The sequence below is a fragment of the Pseudomonas sp. AKS31 genome (assembly GCF_023634765.1).
Lineage (GTDB): Bacteria > Pseudomonadota > Gammaproteobacteria > Pseudomonadales > Pseudomonadaceae > Aquipseudomonas.
On the sequence record NZ_JAMLFX010000003.1, the window covers coordinates 503,179 to 519,350 of the forward strand.

Here is a 16,172-nt window from a genome sequence, read left to right on the forward strand (position 1 = left end):
CCCGAATGCGTCGACTTGCCCGCCCCAAGCCTTTGATTATCATCCTGTCGGTGATTGCCCTGATCGCGTTGATCGCGATCGGCCAATACATGCGCCTTTTCGAGCGCGCCTGGTTCAACCTGCATACTCTGTGGCAGCCGCTGAACAGTCAGGCCATCGGCCTGGATCAATATCGGGTAGACATCGAAGCACGGGTGATCGATGGGCTGGAGGCCGATGTTTCGGCGCTGACCTTCGATCCGGTGCGCAAAAGCCTGTTCACCGTGACCAACAAGAATGCCGAGCTGGTCGAGTTGTCGCTGGAAGGCAAGATCCTGCGGCGCATCGCCCTGATTGGCTTCGGCGATCCTGAGGCGGTCGAGTACATCAGCGCTGACACTTACGTGATCACTGACGAGCGTCAGCAGCGGCTGATCAAGATTCACCTGGAGGACGACACCACCTTCCTCGACGCGGCGGACGCCGAGCAGATGACCCTCGGCGTGCACATGGCCGGCAACAAGGGCTTCGAAGGCCTGGCTTACGACTCGGTGGGCAAGCGTCTGTTTGTTGCGAAAGAGCGTAATCCGATGCTGATCTACGAAGTGCACGGTTTTCCGCACTTCAATCCGGAGAAGTCTTACGCGGTGCATGTGATCAACGATCCAAAGCGTGACGCCGGGATGTTTGTGCGCGATCTGTCGAGTCTGCAGTACGACGAGCGCAGCGGGCATCTGCTGGCGCTGTCGGATGAGTCACGGCTGATTCTGGAACTGGATGTTGACGGGCGCCCGTTGAGCACCATGTCCATCAGTGGCGGCCGGCAGGGTTTGAAGAAAACCGTGCCGCAGGCCGAAGGCATTGCGATGGATGATGACGGAGCGTTGTATCTGGTGAGTGAGCCGAACCTGTTTTACGTCTTCAAAAAACCAGCCCCGAACTAACCAACAATACAAAAAACTGTGGGAGCTGGCTTGCCAGCGATGGCGGTCTGTCAGTCAACATTGTTGTTGAATCTGACGGCCTCATCGCTGGCAAGTCGAATCGTCGCACCGCAGCTCCCACAGGTTTATTCGTCTGCCAATAAAGGGTGGGCAGTCTGGGCTTACTCAGCCTTGAGGGTTTTCACACCTTCACTGGTACCCAGCAACAACAGGTCCGCCGGACGCGCCGCGAACAGCCCGTTGGTCACCACGCCGACGATTGCATTGATCTGCGCTTCCAGCTCCACCGGGTTGGTGATCTGCAGGTTGAACACGTCCAGGATGATGTTGCCGTTGTCCGTCAGCACGCCTTCGCGGTACACCGGATCGCCGCCCAGTTTCACCAGTTGGCGGGCAACGTGGCTGCGGGCCATCGGGATCACTTCGACCGGCAGCGGGAACTCGCCCAGTACCGGCACCAGTTTGCTGGCGTCGGCGATGCAGATGAAGGTCTTGGCCACGGCGGCAACGATCTTCTCGCGGGTCAATGCGGCGCCGCCGCCCTTGATCAGGTTCAGGTGCGCGTCGCTTTCGTCAGCGCCGTCGACGTAGAACTCCAGGTCGCTGACGGTGTTCAGTTCATACACCGGAATTCCGTGACCCTTGAGGCGCGCGGCGGTGGCTTCGGAACTGGCGACGGCGCCATCGAATGCGCCCTTGTGCTGGGCCAGCGCGTCGATGAAGCAGTTGGCGGTGGAGCCGGTGCCGACCCCAACGATGCTCTTGTCGTCGAGTTTCGGAAGGATGAAGTCGACGGCGGCCTGAGCCACTGCCTGTTTGAGTTGATCCTGGGTCATGCGGGCTCCGGAAGCGGGCAAGGTGATAACGGAAAGGCCGGCATTATAGCCGCAAGCGCGGCTAAAACCTCTGGATTCGTGTGGTCGTCCGGGCAAAAGCCGGGTTAGACTCCTTGGCCCTGCCCAACCCGCTCAGTGATGCTTTCCGATGCTCGAACAGTACGTCAAGAAGATCCTCACCTCGCGCGTTTATGACGTTGCCGTAGAAACCCCGTTGCAGAACGCTCGTCAGCTCTCCGAGCGGCTGGGCAATGACATTTGGCTCAAGCGTGAAGACTTGCAGCCGGTGTTCTCGTTCAAGATTCGCGGCGCCTACAACAAGCTGACCCAACTGACTGACGAAGAGCGCGCCCGTGGCGTGGTCACCGCGTCGGCGGGCAACCATGCGCAAGGTCTGGCCCTGGCGGCGAAAGTGCTGGGCGTCAAAGCCACCATCGTCATGCCCAAGACCACCCCGGAGATCAAAGTCGAAGGCGTGCGTTCGCGTGGTGGCAAGGTGGTGCTGCACGGTGATTCCTTCCCGGAAGCCCTGGCTTATTCGCTGAAACTGGTCGATGAAAAAGGCTACGTCTACATCCACCCATACGATGATCCGCACACCATTGCCGGGCAGGGCACCGTGGCGATGGAGATTCTGCGCCAGCACCCGCAGCCGCTGGACGCGATTTTCGTTCCGGTCGGCGGCGGTGGTCTGATCGCCGGCATCGCTGCGTATGTGAAATACCTGCGCCCGGACATCAAAGTCATCGGCGTTGAACCGGATGATTCCAACTGCCTGCAAGCGGCGATGGCTGCCGGCGAGCGCGTGGTGCTGCCGACCGTGGGCATCTTCGCGGACGGCGTAGCAGTGGCGCAGATCGGCCAGCACACCTTCGATATCTGCAAAGACTACGTCGATGAAGTGATCACCGTCAGCACCGACGAGATCTGCGCAGCGATCAAGGATATCTACGACGATACCCGCTCGATCACCGAACCTGCCGGCGCCTTGGGCGTGGCCGGGATCAAGAAATACGTCGAGTTGCGCGGCGTCAGCGGCCAGACCTTCGTAGCCATCGATTCCGGCGCCAACGTCAACTTCGACCGCCTGCGCCACGTCGCCGAGCGCGCCGAACTGGGCGAGGGCCGCGAAGCGATCATTGCCGTGACCATCCCCGAGAAGGCCGGCAGCTTCAAGGCATTCTGCGAAGCGATCGGCAAGCGCCAGATCACCGAATTCAACTACCGCTACAACACCGGCAGCGAAGCGCACATCTTCGTTGGCGTGCAGACCCACCCGGAAAACGACCCGCGCAGTGCATTGCTGGCGAGCCTCACCGAACAGGGTTTCCCGGTGCTCGACCTGACCGACAACGAACTGGCCAAGCTGCACATCCGCCACATGGTCGGCGGCCACGCGGCGCACGTGATTGACGAAGTGGTGTTCCGCTTCGAGTTCCCGGAGCGTCCGGGCGCGCTCTTTAACTTCCTCAACAAGCTCGGTGGGCGCTGGAATATCTCGATGTTTCACTACCGCAACCACGGTGCTGCCGATGGCCGCGTGGTCGCCGGTCTGCAAGTCCCGCACGATGAGCGTCATCTGGTGCCGGCAGCGCTTGAGGAAATCGGCTACCCGTACTGGGACGAAAGCGAGAACCCGGCCTATCAGCTGTTTCTTGGCTGAGCGGCTACGCTGATGGGCATGGCCCAAGGAAGACGAACACATGGAAACCCTGACCACCCTGAAAGTCCTTCACGTCGCGGCGACCGTGGTGATCCTCGCGAGCGGGCTGGGGCTCGCCGCCCTGACCTGGCGTAATCGCAGCGAAGGGCCGGCCAGCACGATGCAGCGTCCCTGGCTGTTTATCTGGTGTTTGATGCTGATCGGCATGTTCAGCATGCCCTTCACCGGCTGGTGGTTGGTGCATCTGATTGGCTGGCCATTGGGGCAGTTGTGGATTCTGGGTTCCAGCGTGATCTATGCCGTGGCCACGTTCAGTGCGGTCTGGCTGCTGGTTCGGCTGAATCGGCTGTGGACGAGCGGGGTCGGCAATCGGAAATTCAATCTGGCACTGGCGATTGTCAGCGGCGTCGGATTTCTCGCCGTTGCGGCGTTGATGGGGGCCAAGCCTGTTTAAGGCTTGAGACCGATTTGCTCCAATCGCTGGCAAGCCAGCTCCCACAGGGCTTTTCGGTGAGCACAGATTTTGTGAACGCCCGCGAAACCTGTGGGAGCTGGCTTGCCAGCGATGGCGTAATCAGTTGCGCAGACTGATCACCGGCCAGCCACGCTTTTCGGCTTCGGCACGCAAATTCGGATCCGGATCAACCGCGACGGGATTCGCCACCTGCTCCAGCAGCGGCAAATCATTCATCGAATCGCTGTAGAAATAGCTGTCATCCAGCGAATGCCCGGTCTCGTCCAGCCAACGGTTCAGGCGCGTTACCTTGCCTTCGCGGAAGCACGGGACATCGGTGCTGCGTCCGCTGTAGCGGCCGTCGATCATTTCGCATTCGGTGGCGATCAGGGTTTCAACGCCCAGGCGCACGGCAATCGGCGCGGTGACGAAGCGGTTGGTCGCGGTGATGATCACCAGTTTGTCGCCGGCATCGCGGTGTTGTTTCAGCAGTTCCAGCGCCTTCGGCAGCACGATCGGTTCGATGCAGTCGCGCATGTAATCGTTGTGCCATTGCTCGAGCACGGCCATTTCGGTGCGGCCGAGGATCTCCAGGCAGAAGTTCAGGTACGCGGCGTTATCCAGTTGGCCGGCCAGGTAATCCTGATAGAACTCGTCGTTGCGCGCCTTGTACGCAACCGGGTCGAGGAAGCCGCGTTCACAAAGATAGTCGCCCCAGGCGTGATCGCTGTCGCCGCCCAGAAGGGTGTTGTCCAAATCGAATAGAGCCAGGCGCATTGCAGTTACCCGCTGAAAAGTCAGTAAAAAGGCGACAAGAATACGGTCTTTTCACAAGAGTGCACATAAGGTAGGAAGCCTCGTTGCCGCCTTATCAACCTTTGTGGAACAATGCGGCGACATGCGTTTGCGAGGTTGTTGCCGTGATCGACCCCGATGGTTTCCGCCCCAATGTCGGGATCATTCTGACGAATGACGCCGGCCAGGTGCTATGGGCTCGCCGTATCAATCAAGATGCCTGGCAGTTTCCGCAAGGGGGAATCAACCCTGAAGAGACGCCGGAAGACGCCTTGTACCGCGAGCTGAACGAAGAAGTTGGCCTGGAACGTGAAGATGTTGAAATACTGGCCTGTACCCGGGGCTGGTTGCGCTATCGTTTGCCGCAACGTCTGGTGCGTACGCACAGCCAACCGCTGTGCATCGGCCAGAAACAGAAATGGTTTCTCCTGCGCCTGATCTCCAACGAGCAGCGGGTGCGGATGGATTTGACCGGTAAACCGGAGTTCGATGGCTGGCGCTGGGTCAGCTATTGGTATCCGTTGGGCCAGGTGGTGACATTCAAGCGCGAGGTGTATCGCCGCGCCCTCAAAGAGCTTGCCCCGCGCCTTTTAGCGCGCGACTGACGACGGAGTTCGACCCCGAGCCATGCTCAATACGCTGCGCAAGATCGTCCAGGAAGTTAACTCCGCCAAGGATCTCAAGGCGGCGTTGGGGATTATTGTGTTGCGCGTCAAAGAGGCCATGGGCAGCCAGGTCTGCTCGGTCTACCTGCTTGATCCCGAGACCAACCGCTTCGTCCTGATGGCTACCGAGGGCTTGAACAAGCGCTCGATCGGCAAGGTCAGCATGGCACCCAACGAAGGTCTGGTCGGTCTGGTCGGCACGCGTGAAGAACCCCTGAACCTCGAAAACGCCGCGGATCACCCGCGCTACCGCTACTTCGCCGAAACCGGTGAAGAGCGTTACGCCTCGTTCCTCGGCGCACCGATCATTCACCACCGCCGCGTCGTCGGCGTGTTGGTCATCCAGCAAAAAGAACGCCGCCAGTTCGACGAAGGTGAAGAAGCCTTCCTCGTGACCATGAGCGCGCAGCTCGCCGGGGTTATCGCCCACGCCGAGGCCACCGGTTCGATCCGTGGTCTGGGCCGTCAGGGCAAAGGGATTCAGGAAGCCAAGTTCGTTGGCGTGCCGGGTTCGCCGGGTGCCGCCGTCGGTACCGCCGTGGTCATGCTGCCGCCGGCCGATCTCGACGTGGTGCCGGACAAGACCATCACCGACATCGACGCTGAGCTGGCGCTGTTCAAGACCGCCATCGAAGGCGTGCGCGCCGACATGCGCGCGTTGTCCGCCAAGCTCGCGACCCAGTTGCGCCCGGAAGAGCGCGCGCTGTTCGACGTCTACCTGATGATGCTCGACGATGCCTCGCTCGGCAGCGAAATCACCACCGTGATCAAGACCGGCCAGTGGGCGCAGGGCGCGCTGCGTCAGGTGGTCACTGAGCACGTCAACCGTTTCGAACTGATGGACGACGCCTACCTGCGTGAGCGTGCCTCAGACGTCAAAGACCTGGGTCGCCGCCTGCTCGCCTATTTGCAGGAAGAGCGCCAGCAGAACCTGGTCTACCCGGAAAAAACCATTCTGGTCAGCGAAGAGCTGACGCCGGCGATGCTCGGCGAGGTGCCGGAAGGCACGCTGGTCGGTCTGGTTTCGGTACTCGGCTCGGGTAACTCCCACGTCGCGATCCTCGCCCGTGCGATGGGCATTCCGACGGTCATGGGTCTGGTCGACCTGCCGTACGCCAAGGTCGACGGCATCGAAATGATCGTCGACGGCACACGCGGCGAGGTTTACACCAACCCGAGCGAAGTGCTGCGCAAGCAGTTCGCCGAAGTCGTCGAAGAAGAGAAACAACTGGCGCTGGGCCTCGACACCCTGCGCGACCTGCCGTGCGTGACCCTCGACGGTCACCGCATGCCGCTGTGGGTCAACACCGGCCTGTTGGCCGATGTGGCGCGGGCGCAGAAGCGCGGCGCCGAAGGTGTCGGCCTGTACCGCACCGAAGTGCCGTTCATGATCAACCAGCGCTTCCCGAGCGAGAAGGAACAGCTGGCGATCTACCGCGAGCAGCTCGCCGCGTTCCACCCGCAACCGGTGACCATGCGCAGCCTCGACATCGGCGGTGACAAGTCGCTGTCGTACTTCCCGATCAAGGAAGACAACCCGTTCCTCGGTTGGCGCGGCATCCGTGTCACCCTCGACCACCCGGAAATCTTCCTGGTGCAGACCCGCGCGATGCTCAAGGCCAGCGAAGGCCTGAACAACCTGCGGATTCTGCTGCCGATGATCTCCGGCACCCACGAACTCGAAGAAGCCCTGCACCTGATCCACCGGGCCTGGGGCGAAGTGCGCGACGAAGGCACCGACGTGCCGATGCCGCCGATTGGCGTGATGATCGAGATTCCGGCGGCGGTGTACCAGACCAAGGAACTGGCGCGAATGGTCGACTTCCTGTCCGTCGGTTCCAACGACTTGACCCAGTATCTGCTGGCAGTCGATCGTAACAACCCGCGTGTGGCCGATCTTTACGACTACCTGCATCCGGCGGTGCTGCAAGCCCTGCAAACCGTGGTGCGCGATGCCCATGCCGAAGGCAAACCGGTGAGTATCTGCGGCGAAATGGCCGGTGATCCGGCGGCGGCGGTGCTGTTGATGGCGATGGGTTTCGACAGCCTGTCGATGAACGCCACCAACTTGCCGAAGGTGAAGTGGATGTTGCGTCAGGTGAATCTGAGCAAGGCTCAGGAGTTGCTGGCGGAGCTGATGACCATTGATAACCCGCAAGTTATCCACAGCTCGCTGCAATTGGCGCTGAAGAACCTCGGGTTGTCGAAGATGCATCCACCGGCGGTCGTCAAAGCCGTCTAAAGATCAAAAGCCCCTCACCCTAACCCTCTCCCGGAGGGAGAGGGGACTGATTGGGGGATGCTGCAGAACTACGCCGACCTGAAAGTGCTGTGCCGAATCCAAAGTCGACTCGACCTGAAAGTGCTGTGCCGAATCCAAAGTCGACTCGACCTGAAAGTGCTGTGCCGAATCCAAAGTCGACTCGACCTGAAAGTGCTTTACCGAATCCATAGTCGACTCGGTCTTTCAGGTCGATGCATGGCTCAAGACACCTCGGTCGGCCCCCTCTCCCTCCGGGAGAGGGCTGGGGTGAGGGTTTGCTCTTAGACGCAAAGCTCAACTTCCCCAAGATGTCCGCCATACGGCCCAAAACTCCGCTCGACCATCCGCCGCGACCCATCCGCCTTCACGATCAACGCCGTACTCGCCCGCGTGCCGTAACTCTGGCTGGCAATAAACACACTCGACAACAATGATTCCGTCGCCAGGCCCACCCCGGTATCCGGTAATTCGGCAAACGGCGCCGTCTGCGCATCGCCCAGCAGCTCCAGCAACCGCTCAGGCTGCGGATCATCCAGCACTGCAGTCAGTGCAGCCTTGGCTTTGAGCAGTTTCGGCCACGGCGTATCCAGCCCCGCATTTGATAGCCCGTAAACCCCCGGCTCCAGCATTACCGGTTCCGACATCCGCGCATTGAAGTGCCACAGCTCATGGCTGTTGCCCAGCAGCAGGTTGAACCCGGCATATTCCGGCGCACGTCCGACCACATCGCTCAAATAATCATCAATTGACGCATCAGCGGTCAGAAACCGCGCCACCAACTCACCCCGTGACTTGCGTGCCGGCGGTTGATGCGGATCGCGAATATTGGTCAGCGCGGCAAAGCGTCCGTTGGCGCCAATCCCCAGCCAGGTACCGCCGGCCTCAAGATCGCGTCCGGCATGCACATGCGGCGCCTCCGGCCAGGGCGCCAGTGGCAGGCTTGGCCGGGCGTAGAACTCGTCACGGTTGGCCGCGACGATCAGCGGCTGGGCATGGCCGGGGCGCCAGGCGAAAACAATCAGGCACATAAGGTGGTCCTTGTGTGTTTTTTGCTCACTCTACGCATCCGGCGTCCGTGCATCCATCGCCAGTGGAGCCAAAGGGTGTGCATCCGTTACCATGCCGCTCCGGTTTTGCGGATGCGGTCTGGGGAGACGGTCATGGAATTTCTGCTCTATCTGGCGCTGGGCGCCTGTGCGGGCGTGCTGGCCGGGCTGTTCGGGGTTGGCGGCGGGATCATTATTGTCCCGGTGCTGGTGTTCAGTTTCACTCTGCAGGGCTTTGATCAGTCGATCCTTACCCATCTGGCGGTCGGGACGTCGCTGGCTACGATCATCTTCACCTCGGTCAACGCCGTGCGTGAACATCACCGTCGTGGCGCAGTGCGCTGGCCGATCTTCATGTGGATGGCCGTGGGTATTCTGATTGGCGCCGGTTTCGGTGCGCTGACCGCGGAAGCGATCTCCGGACCCAACCTGCAAAAAATCATCGGTGTGTTTGCCCTGGTGATTTCCGTGCAACTGGCCCTGGACATCAAACCCAAGGCCAGCCGAACGGTGCCGGGCAAACTCGGTCTGACTGTGGCCGGCAGTGTGATCGGCTGGGCCTCGGCGATTTTCGGGGTGGGCGGCGGTTCGCTGACCGTGCCGTTCCTGACCTGGCGCAGCGTGCCGATGCAGCACGCGGTGGCGACGTCATCGGCCTGCGGTCTGCCGATCGCTTTGGTCAGTGCATTAAGTTTCATGATTCTGGGCTGGCACGATCCGTTGTTGCCACCGCATAGTCTCGGTTTTGTCTATTTGCCGGCCTTGTTGGGCATCGCCCTCACCAGCATGGTCTTCGCCCGCATCGGCGCGCGTTTGGCGCACAGATTGTCGCCGCGCTTGCTGAAACGGCTGTTCGCCGCTTTGCTGTTCAGCGTGGGCTTGAGCTTCCTGCTTTAACCGCGTCGCAATCCTGGCTTAATCCTGAGGTGACAGCGTCGCCCGGGAATTCTGCTTTCAACTCTAACGAGGAGTCGCAATGCTGCCTTACCCGCAGATCGACCCGGTGGCCCTGGCCATCGGTCCGCTGAAAATCCACTGGTACGGTCTCATGTACCTCGTCGGCATCGGCGGTGCGTGGCTGCTGGCGTCGCGCCGGCTCAACCGCTTCGACCCGACCTGGTCCAAGGAGAAGCTCTCCGATCTGATCTTCTGGCTGTCGATGGGCGTGATTGTCGGCGGACGTCTGGGCTATGTGCTGTTCTACGATCTGAGCGCTTACCTGGCCAACCCGACGCTGATTTTCGAAGTGTGGAAGGGCGGCATGTCGTTCCACGGCGGTTTCATCGGCGTGATGCTGGCGGCCTTGTGGTTCGGCAAGCGCAACGGCAAGTCGTTCTTCCAGTTGATGGACTTCGTCGCACCGATGGTGCCGATCGGCCTGGGCGCCGGACGTATCGGCAACTTCATCAACGCCGAGCTGTGGGGCAAGGCCACCGACGTGCCGTGGGCGATGGTCTTCCCGCCGTTCAGCGACCCGGCGCAACTGCCGCGTCATCCGTCGCAGTTGTATCAGTTCGCGCTCGAAGGCGTGGCGCTGTTCCTGATCCTGTGGATTTTCTCGCGCAAGCCGCGCCCGACCATGGCCGTTTCCGGCATGTTCGCGCTGTTCTACGGCATCTTCCGTTTCATCGTCGAGTTCGTTCGCGTGCCGGATGCGCAACTGGGCTATCTGGCCTGGAACTGGCTGACCATGGGCCAGGTGCTCTGCGTGCCGATGATCGTCGGCGGGCTGTTCCTGATCTGGCTGGCCTATCGTCGCGCACCGGCAGCACCGCTCGCGCCGACGGCTTAAACTACGAACCCCGGCGCGCGACGCCGGGGCTCAAAGGACACAGGTAACTCATGAAGCAATATCTCGAACTGGTCTCGCACGTCATTCAGAACGGCACCAAACAGGCCAACCGCACCGGCATCAACACCATCAGTTTCCCGGGTGCGATGCTGCGTTTCGATCTGCAGGAAGGTTTTCCGGCGATCACCACGCGCAAAATGGCCTTCAAATCGGCCATTGGCGAGATGTGCGGGTTTCTCCGTGGCGTGAACAACGCCGCTGAATTTCGTGCGCTGGGCTGCAAGGTCTGGGACCAGAACGCCAACGAAAACGCGCAGTGGCTGGCCAACCCGTTCCGTCAGGGCGACGACGACCTCGGCGAAATCTACGGCGTGCAATGGCGCAAATGGCCGGCGTACAAGCAGATCCCGCTGAGTAACACCGCCGCCATCGAACAAACCTTGAGCAATGGCTACAAGCAGATCGCCCAGGGCGAAGAAGACGGTCAGGCCTATGTGGTGTTGTACAAAGCCATCGATCAGGTGCGCCAGTGCGTCGACACGATCATCAACGATCCGGGCAGCCGCCGTATCCTGTTCCACGGCTGGAACGTCGCGCAGCTCGATGAAATGGCCCTGCCGCCATGCCATCTGCTGTACCAGTTCCACCCGAACGTCGAGACCAAAGAGATTTCTCTGACCCTCTACATCCGTTCCAACGATCTGGGCCTGGGCACGCCGTTCAACCTCACCGAGGGCGCCGCGCTGCTGAGCCTGATCGGTCGCCTGACCGGCTACACGCCGCGCTGGTTCACCTATTTCATTGGTGATGCGCACGTCTACGAGAACCATCTGGACATGCTCAACGAACAGCTCAAGCGCGAGCCGTTTGCCATGCCGAAGCTGAAGATCTCCGATCGTGTGCCGGAGTTTGCCAAGACCGGCGTGTATCAGCCGGAATGGCTGGAGCTGGTCGAACCGAGCGATTTTTCGCTGGAAGGTTATGAGCACCACGCGCCAATGACCGCGCCGATGGCAGTCTGAAAGAAGGCACAAAGGCGTTTATATTCGGTGCTGGTCTAGCAGACTGTCATGTCTGACAGTAGGCAAATGAAAGAGAGGGTGCTTGACTGATCACGGGCCTAATGGACGTAGGTCAGTCAAACACCCTCTTTTTTCATTTCAGGAGCTTCATCATGACAAGTACAGCATCTGGCGCAACGGCTGGGTTCTCGGAGGTCTTTTTCGGTTTTGCACCCACCGGATCGAAGCAGTTGAACAGTTGGCCGTTTATCGGCTGTGAAAGCCGTTCGGGGCTGTTCCATGCCATTCCGAGTATTGATCCATGGGGATGCGTGGTGCCCATGGAAATATTCAATGGCGCGCCGATTTTCATCGACTCGCTGCGTGTCGGTGTGTCGGTCAATGAGCAGGATTTCCGGATTGGCGATCAGGTTCGGGTGCAATGGAACGCACTCGGTGGTTCCGGCGGTAGCTATAGATCCGAGCCTCAGACCGTGGTGAGTTACATCCCTTTGCATTTTGCGGTTACCGACGAGATCGCAAGGACGTTCGCCGGCGATCGGGTCGAAGTCTTTTTTGTCATTGAAAGAGAGAAAGGCTTTTTGCCCTCCTCGTCGTTGTATATGACGTTCGCGCCGGAACTGGCACAGACCGGCCCGGTTTTTATTGATGCCGTCGCGCAAGGCGTCCTTGAAATCGATCGGCATCCCGAGGGCGTTTGCCTGACCATTCCACGGATTGAAAACCTGAGAACCAACAACGCCATTGAAATGTTCTGGAAAAGCAGTACAAGCGGCGGACAGGCCGGCGCCTGGCGCGACTACCAGCGCAAACTGACGGTCAGCCCCGATTCATCGCACAGTTTTCGGATTGAGCCCTCGGTCTATCAGGCGCATCGTGGCGAGACTGTTCATCTGTTCTGCAGTCTTTTCCTGGGGTCCGGTATGGTCCCCGGGCTGGCCTATGGCATGGGTTCCCGTGGCGTAATGGAGTTCAAACTGGTGTAAGCGCTATCGGCGACGAAGGACTAATGCCCATGACTTCTGCCGACATGGGAATGTTCGACCTCCGTCGCCACCACCCCGCCACTCACTTCCAGCCGCTGCAAAATCCCGCATTGATCGGCCATCGGCCCTTCGCCACACCGTTGGCGCAGGTCGAGCAACTGTGTCTGCAACGCCAGCAACCCATCAATTCGCGCCTTCACATGCTGGATATGCTCGTCGATCAATGCATTGACGCTCTCGCATTGATCCTGCGGGCTGTCGCGCAAGGCGAGCAGGCTGCGGATTTCTTCGAGGGTCATGTCGAGGGTGCGGCAGTTGCGGATAAAGGTCAGGCGTTCGGCGTGGGCCTGGGTGTAGACGCGGTAGTTGCCGTCGCTGCGGGCTGGTTCCGGCAGCAGGTTTTCGCGCTCGTAGTAGCGGATGGTTTCTACGGCGCAGTCGGTGAGTTTCGCCAGTTCGCCGATCTTCATGACGGTCATCTCCAAAAGGGTGCTTGACCCTATAGTGGCTACAGGGTCTTTACTTGGCAACAGGCACCTTCATGGACGCGACCAATGAGCGATTCCCAACACACCCACAAGCCCCACGCGGGGCACGATCACAGCCATAAATTGCAGCCTGTGCATAAACATGACCACGGCGGCGATGCCTGCTGCGCGTCGAAAGCTGCCACGCCTGCGCGGGTGCAACTGAGTGAAAAGACCAGCGCCGATGCGCGGCTGAGCAGTTTCCGCATCGAGGCGATGGATTGCCCGACCGAGCAGACGCTGATCCAGAACAAGCTCGGCAAACTTGCCGGTGTGCAGCAACTGGAATTCAACCTGATCAACCGCGTGCTCGGCGTGACCCACAATCTGGCGGACACCGCGCCGATCACCGAGGCGATCTCGTCTTTGGGCATGCACGCCGAGCCGCTGGAGGCGGGTGTCGAAGCGCCGGCCCCGGCGCCGGTGAAAAAACACTGGTGGCCGCTGGCGCTGTCCGGTGTCGGTGCGCTCGCCGCTGAAGTGATCCACTTCACCAGTGCCGCGCCGACCTGGGTGGTGGCGATCATTGCGCTGGTGTCGATCCTCAGCGGGGGCCTGACCACTTACAAAAAGGGCTGGATCGCCCTGAAGAACCGCAACCTCAACATCAACGCGCTGATGAGCATCGCCGTGACCGGTGCCATCCTCATTGGCCAATGGCCGGAAGCGGCGATGGTGATGTTCCTGTTCACCGTGGCCGAGCTGATCGAAGCGCGCTCCCTGGATCGCGCCCGTAACGCCATCAGTGGCCTGATGCAGATGACTCCGGAGCAGGCCACGGTGCAGCAAGCCGACGGCAACTGGATCGAACAAGAGGTTAAAAGCGTCGAACTCGGCGCCCGTGTGCGAGTAAAACCCGGCGAGCGCATAGCGCTGGACGGCGAAGTGGTCAGCGGCAGTTCGACCATCGACCAGGCGCCGATCACCGGGGAAAGCCTGCCGGTAGAAAAAACCGTCGGCGACAAAGTCTTCGCTGGCACCATCAACCAGGCCGGTTCGCTGGAGTACTTGGTTACTGCAGCGGCGAACAACTCGACCCTGGCGCGCATCATCCACGCCGTTGAACAGGCGCAAGGCGCGCGTGCGCCGACCCAGCGCTTCGTCGATCAATTCTCGAAAATCTACACGCCCGTGGTGTTTGTGTTTGCCCTGGCTGTGGCGATCATTCCGCCGCTGTTCATGGGGGCGGTATGGTTTGACTGGATCTACCGTGCGCTGGTGTTGCTGGTGGTCGCGTGTCCATGCGCACTGGTGATTTCTACGCCGGTTACCATCGTCAGCGGCCTCGCGGCGGCGGCGCGCAAAGGCATTCTGGTCAAGGGCGGCGTTTACCTGGAGGGCGGTTTCAAGCTCGATTATCTGGCGCTGGATAAAACCGGGACGATCACCCACGGCAAACCGGTGCAAACCGATTACCTGTCGCTCGACCCGACCGCCGATGCCACTGCGCCGGCGATTGCCGCGGCATTGGCCGCACGCTCTGATCACCCGGTATCGCTGGCGATCGCCAATGCGGCTGTGGATAAAAACTTCGCGGCGCTGAGTGTGGATAACTTTGAAGCGTTGGGCGGGCGTGGCGTCAAAGGCGAAATCAACGGCCAGACCTACCACTTGGGCAACCATCGTCTGGTCGAAGAGTTGAGCCTGTGCTCGCCAGCGCTGGAAGAAAAACTCTTCGCCCTGGAGAAACAGGGCAAGTCGGTGGTGCTGCTGCTCGACAGCTCTGGCCCGCTGGCGCTGTTCGCCGTGGCCGACACCGTCAAGGAAACCAGCCGTGAAGCAATCCGCCAGCTGCATGCACTGGGCGTGAAAACCCTGATGCTCACCGGCGACAACGTCCACACCGCGCAGGCGATCGCGGCGCAGGTCGGCATCGATCAGGCCAAGGGCGACTTGCTGCCGACCGATAAACTGCAAGCCATTGAAGACCTGTACAAGCAGGGCCATCGCGTCGGCATGGTCGGCGACGGCATCAACGACGCCCCGGCACTGGCCCGCGCCGAGATCGGTTTTGCCATGGCGGCGGCCGGCACCGACACCGCGATCGAAACCGCCGATGTCGCCCTGATGGACGACGATCTGCGCAAGATCCCCGCGTTCATCAGCCTGTCGCGCAACACTGCGAGCATCCTGAAACAGAACATCGCGTTGGCACTGGTGATTAAGGCTATCTTTCTTGGGGTAACCTTCGCCGGACTTGCCACCATGTGGATGGCGGTGTTCGCCGACATGGGCGTGAGTCTGTTGGTGGTGTTCAACGGTTTGCGTCTGTTGCGCAAATAGACGATGAGGGATGGTTGTGCTGAGTGCCGAGCTGAAAGCGTTTTACATGGTCGCCCGCCTGGGCAGCATCACGCTGGCGGCGAAGAAGCTCGGCCTCAGCCAACCGACCGTGACCACGCAGATCCGCAATCTGGAAAGCCAGTACTCGGTGGAACTGTTCTACCGTGGCGGCCGGCGCCTGAGCGTCAGTGATGAAGGCGCGCGGTTGCTGCCGATGGTCAAGGCGCTGTTGCAGCAAGAGGCGGACATCGAGTTCTTCCTGCGCAACAGCGGTCAGGTGCAGGGCACGTTACGGATTGCTGCCACCGCGCCGTATTACATCCTCGATCTGGTGAAGACCTTTCGCGAGCGCTTGCCGCAGGTGGAAGTGTCGGTGGAAATCGGCAACTCGCAACAGGTGCTCGAAGCGCTGGAGGACTATCGGGTGGACGTCGCCGCTTCGTCGCAGTTGCTCGACGATGCGCGATTGATTCGCCGGGTGCTCGGCACTGATCCACTGGTGCTGGCGGTGCATCGCAATCATCCGCTGGCGGCGCAGGAGCATGTCGCGTTGAGTGCGCTGGCCGGGCATACGTTGTTGATGCGTGAATCCGGTTCAACCACGCGGCGGCTGACGGAAGAGTTGCTGGCCAGCGCCGGGGTGAGTTTCGGGCCGTTGCTGGAGATCGGCAGCCGTGAGTCAATCCGCGAGGCGGTGTTGCGCAATATCGGCATCAGCATCATTGCCCGGCAGGAAGTGCCGCATGATCCGCAGTTGCGCGTGTTGACCATCGAGAATGCGCCGCAGATTCCTGAGTACCTTTACTGCCTCAAGGAGCGCAAGGGCGCGCGGTTGCCGGCGGCGTTTCTTGGGTTGGCGCAGGAAATGTCCCCGGCTTGAAGATCAAAAGATCGCAGCCTTCGGCAGCTCCTACAGG

General features: G+C 60.7%; 15 protein-coding genes. 11 read left to right on the top strand and 4 right to left on the bottom strand.

Annotated elements, in window-relative coordinates; translation table 11 throughout:
* The first annotated feature begins 5 nt into the window (after positions 1-5).
* A complete protein-coding gene (locus tag M9827_RS13295) occupies positions 6-923 on the top strand; it encodes an SdiA-regulated domain-containing protein (RefSeq protein WP_250605772.1) in 918 nt (305 codons plus the stop codon).
* A gap of 161 nt (positions 924-1,084) precedes the next feature.
* Here M9827_RS13295 and rpiA read toward each other — a convergent pair whose 3' ends face one another.
* Positions 1,085-1,759, bottom strand: coding sequence for a ribose-5-phosphate isomerase RpiA (rpiA, locus tag M9827_RS13300; RefSeq protein WP_007913886.1), 675 nt, complete (start codon positions 1,757-1,759; stop codon positions 1,085-1,087).
* A gap of 148 nt (positions 1,760-1,907) precedes the next feature.
* On the opposite strand from rpiA, the gene ilvA reads away from it, so the two are divergent.
* A complete protein-coding gene (ilvA, locus tag M9827_RS13305) occupies positions 1,908-3,422 on the top strand; it encodes a threonine ammonia-lyase, biosynthetic (protein ID WP_041072159.1) in 1,515 nt (504 codons plus the stop codon).
* Positions 3,423-3,462: 40 nt separating this feature from the next.
* Positions 3,463-3,876: a DUF2269 family protein gene (locus tag M9827_RS13310; RefSeq protein ID WP_250605773.1), complete on the top strand. Its 414-nt coding sequence runs from the start codon at positions 3,463-3,465 to the stop codon at positions 3,874-3,876.
* Between the two features lie 120 nt (positions 3,877-3,996).
* Here the strand turns inward: M9827_RS13310 and M9827_RS13315 are convergent, their stop codons facing one another.
* On the bottom strand, positions 3,997-4,653 hold the full coding sequence (locus M9827_RS13315; RefSeq protein ID WP_250605774.1) for a histidinol-phosphatase: 657 nt from the start codon (positions 4,651-4,653) through the stop codon (positions 3,997-3,999).
* A gap of 143 nt (positions 4,654-4,796) precedes the next feature.
* Between M9827_RS13315 and M9827_RS13320 the strand changes: the two genes are divergently transcribed.
* Positions 4,797-5,276, top strand: a complete 480-nt coding sequence (locus M9827_RS13320; RefSeq protein WP_003229203.1) for an RNA pyrophosphohydrolase — start codon at positions 4,797-4,799, stop codon at positions 5,274-5,276.
* A gap of 22 nt (positions 5,277-5,298) precedes the next feature.
* Entirely contained in the window at positions 5,299-7,578 is a 2,280-nt protein-coding gene (gene ptsP / locus M9827_RS13325) for a phosphoenolpyruvate--protein phosphotransferase (RefSeq protein WP_250605775.1), read from the top strand.
* 302 nt (positions 7,579-7,880) lie between these two features.
* On the opposite strand, the gene M9827_RS13330 is transcribed toward ptsP, so the two are convergent.
* Positions 7,881-8,627 (bottom strand): NRDE family protein, encoded by a 747-nt coding sequence (locus tag M9827_RS13330; protein ID WP_123454401.1) that lies wholly within the window; start codon positions 8,625-8,627, stop codon positions 7,881-7,883.
* A 132-nt stretch (positions 8,628-8,759) separates the two neighbouring features.
* Here M9827_RS13330 and M9827_RS13335 point away from each other — a divergent pair, with 132 nt between their 5' ends.
* The 4 genes from M9827_RS13335 to M9827_RS13350 all read left to right on the top strand — a co-directional run bounded on the left by M9827_RS13335 (position 8,760) and on the right by M9827_RS13350 (position 12,445).
* Positions 8,760-9,542, top strand: a complete 783-nt coding sequence (locus M9827_RS13335) for a sulfite exporter TauE/SafE family protein (protein WP_250605776.1) — start codon at positions 8,760-8,762, stop codon at positions 9,540-9,542.
* 79 nt (positions 9,543-9,621) lie between these two features.
* The gene (lgt, locus tag M9827_RS13340; protein WP_095186949.1) at positions 9,622-10,437 is read left to right on the top strand and encodes a prolipoprotein diacylglyceryl transferase; all 816 of its coding nucleotides are present in this window, start codon (positions 9,622-9,624) and stop codon (positions 10,435-10,437) included.
* 50 nt (positions 10,438-10,487) lie between these two features.
* The gene (locus M9827_RS13345) at positions 10,488-11,459 is read left to right on the top strand and encodes a thymidylate synthase (protein ID WP_034153704.1); all 972 of its coding nucleotides are present in this window, start codon (positions 10,488-10,490) and stop codon (positions 11,457-11,459) included.
* Positions 11,460-11,611: 152 nt separating this feature from the next.
* On the top strand, positions 11,612-12,445 hold the full coding sequence (locus tag M9827_RS13350) for a hypothetical protein (protein ID WP_250605777.1): 834 nt from the start codon (positions 11,612-11,614) through the stop codon (positions 12,443-12,445).
* Positions 12,446-12,465: 20 nt separating this feature from the next.
* Here the strand turns inward: M9827_RS13350 and cadR are convergent, their stop codons facing one another.
* On the bottom strand, positions 12,466-12,915 hold the full coding sequence (cadR, locus tag M9827_RS13355; protein ID WP_007912999.1) for a Cd(II)/Pb(II)-responsive transcriptional regulator: 450 nt from the start codon (positions 12,913-12,915) through the stop codon (positions 12,466-12,468).
* A gap of 84 nt (positions 12,916-12,999) precedes the next feature.
* Here cadR and M9827_RS13360 point away from each other — a divergent pair, with 84 nt between their 5' ends.
* Positions 13,000-15,255 (top strand): heavy metal translocating P-type ATPase, encoded by a 2,256-nt coding sequence (locus M9827_RS13360; RefSeq protein WP_250605778.1) that lies wholly within the window; start codon positions 13,000-13,002, stop codon positions 15,253-15,255.
* 16 nt (positions 15,256-15,271) lie between these two features.
* Positions 15,272-16,135, top strand: a complete 864-nt coding sequence (locus tag M9827_RS13365) for a LysR family transcriptional regulator (protein ID WP_250605905.1) — start codon at positions 15,272-15,274, stop codon at positions 16,133-16,135.
* The last annotated feature ends 37 nt before the right edge of the window (positions 16,136-16,172 follow it).

Excerpts from the sequence above, each read along its gene's own strand:
- M9827_RS13295 (WP_250605772.1), top strand. The coding sequence starts at position 6 with ATGCGTCGACTTGCCCGCCCCAAGCCTTTGATTATCATCCTGTCGGTG.
- rpiA (WP_007913886.1), bottom strand. The coding sequence starts at position 1,759 with ATGACCCAGGATCAACTCAAACAGGCAGTGGCTCAGGCCGCCGTCGAC.
- ilvA (WP_041072159.1), top strand. The coding sequence starts at position 1,908 with ATGCTCGAACAGTACGTCAAGAAGATCCTCACCTCGCGCGTTTATGAC.
- M9827_RS13310 (WP_250605773.1), top strand. The coding sequence starts at position 3,463 with ATGGAAACCCTGACCACCCTGAAAGTCCTTCACGTCGCGGCGACCGTG.
- M9827_RS13315 (WP_250605774.1), bottom strand. The coding sequence starts at position 4,653 with ATGCGCCTGGCTCTATTCGATTTGGACAACACCCTTCTGGGCGGCGAC.
- ptsP (WP_250605775.1), top strand. The coding sequence starts at position 5,299 with ATGCTCAATACGCTGCGCAAGATCGTCCAGGAAGTTAACTCCGCCAAG.
- M9827_RS13330 (WP_123454401.1), bottom strand. The coding sequence starts at position 8,627 with ATGTGCCTGATTGTTTTCGCCTGGCGCCCCGGCCATGCCCAGCCGCTG.
- M9827_RS13335 (WP_250605776.1), top strand. The coding sequence starts at position 8,760 with ATGGAATTTCTGCTCTATCTGGCGCTGGGCGCCTGTGCGGGCGTGCTG.
- lgt (WP_095186949.1), top strand. The coding sequence starts at position 9,622 with ATGCTGCCTTACCCGCAGATCGACCCGGTGGCCCTGGCCATCGGTCCG.
- M9827_RS13345 (WP_034153704.1), top strand. The coding sequence starts at position 10,488 with ATGAAGCAATATCTCGAACTGGTCTCGCACGTCATTCAGAACGGCACC.
- M9827_RS13350 (WP_250605777.1), top strand. The coding sequence starts at position 11,612 with ATGACAAGTACAGCATCTGGCGCAACGGCTGGGTTCTCGGAGGTCTTT.
- cadR (WP_007912999.1), bottom strand. The coding sequence starts at position 12,915 with ATGAAGATCGGCGAACTGGCGAAACTCACCGACTGCGCCGTAGAAACC.
- M9827_RS13360 (WP_250605778.1), top strand. The coding sequence starts at position 13,000 with ATGAGCGATTCCCAACACACCCACAAGCCCCACGCGGGGCACGATCAC.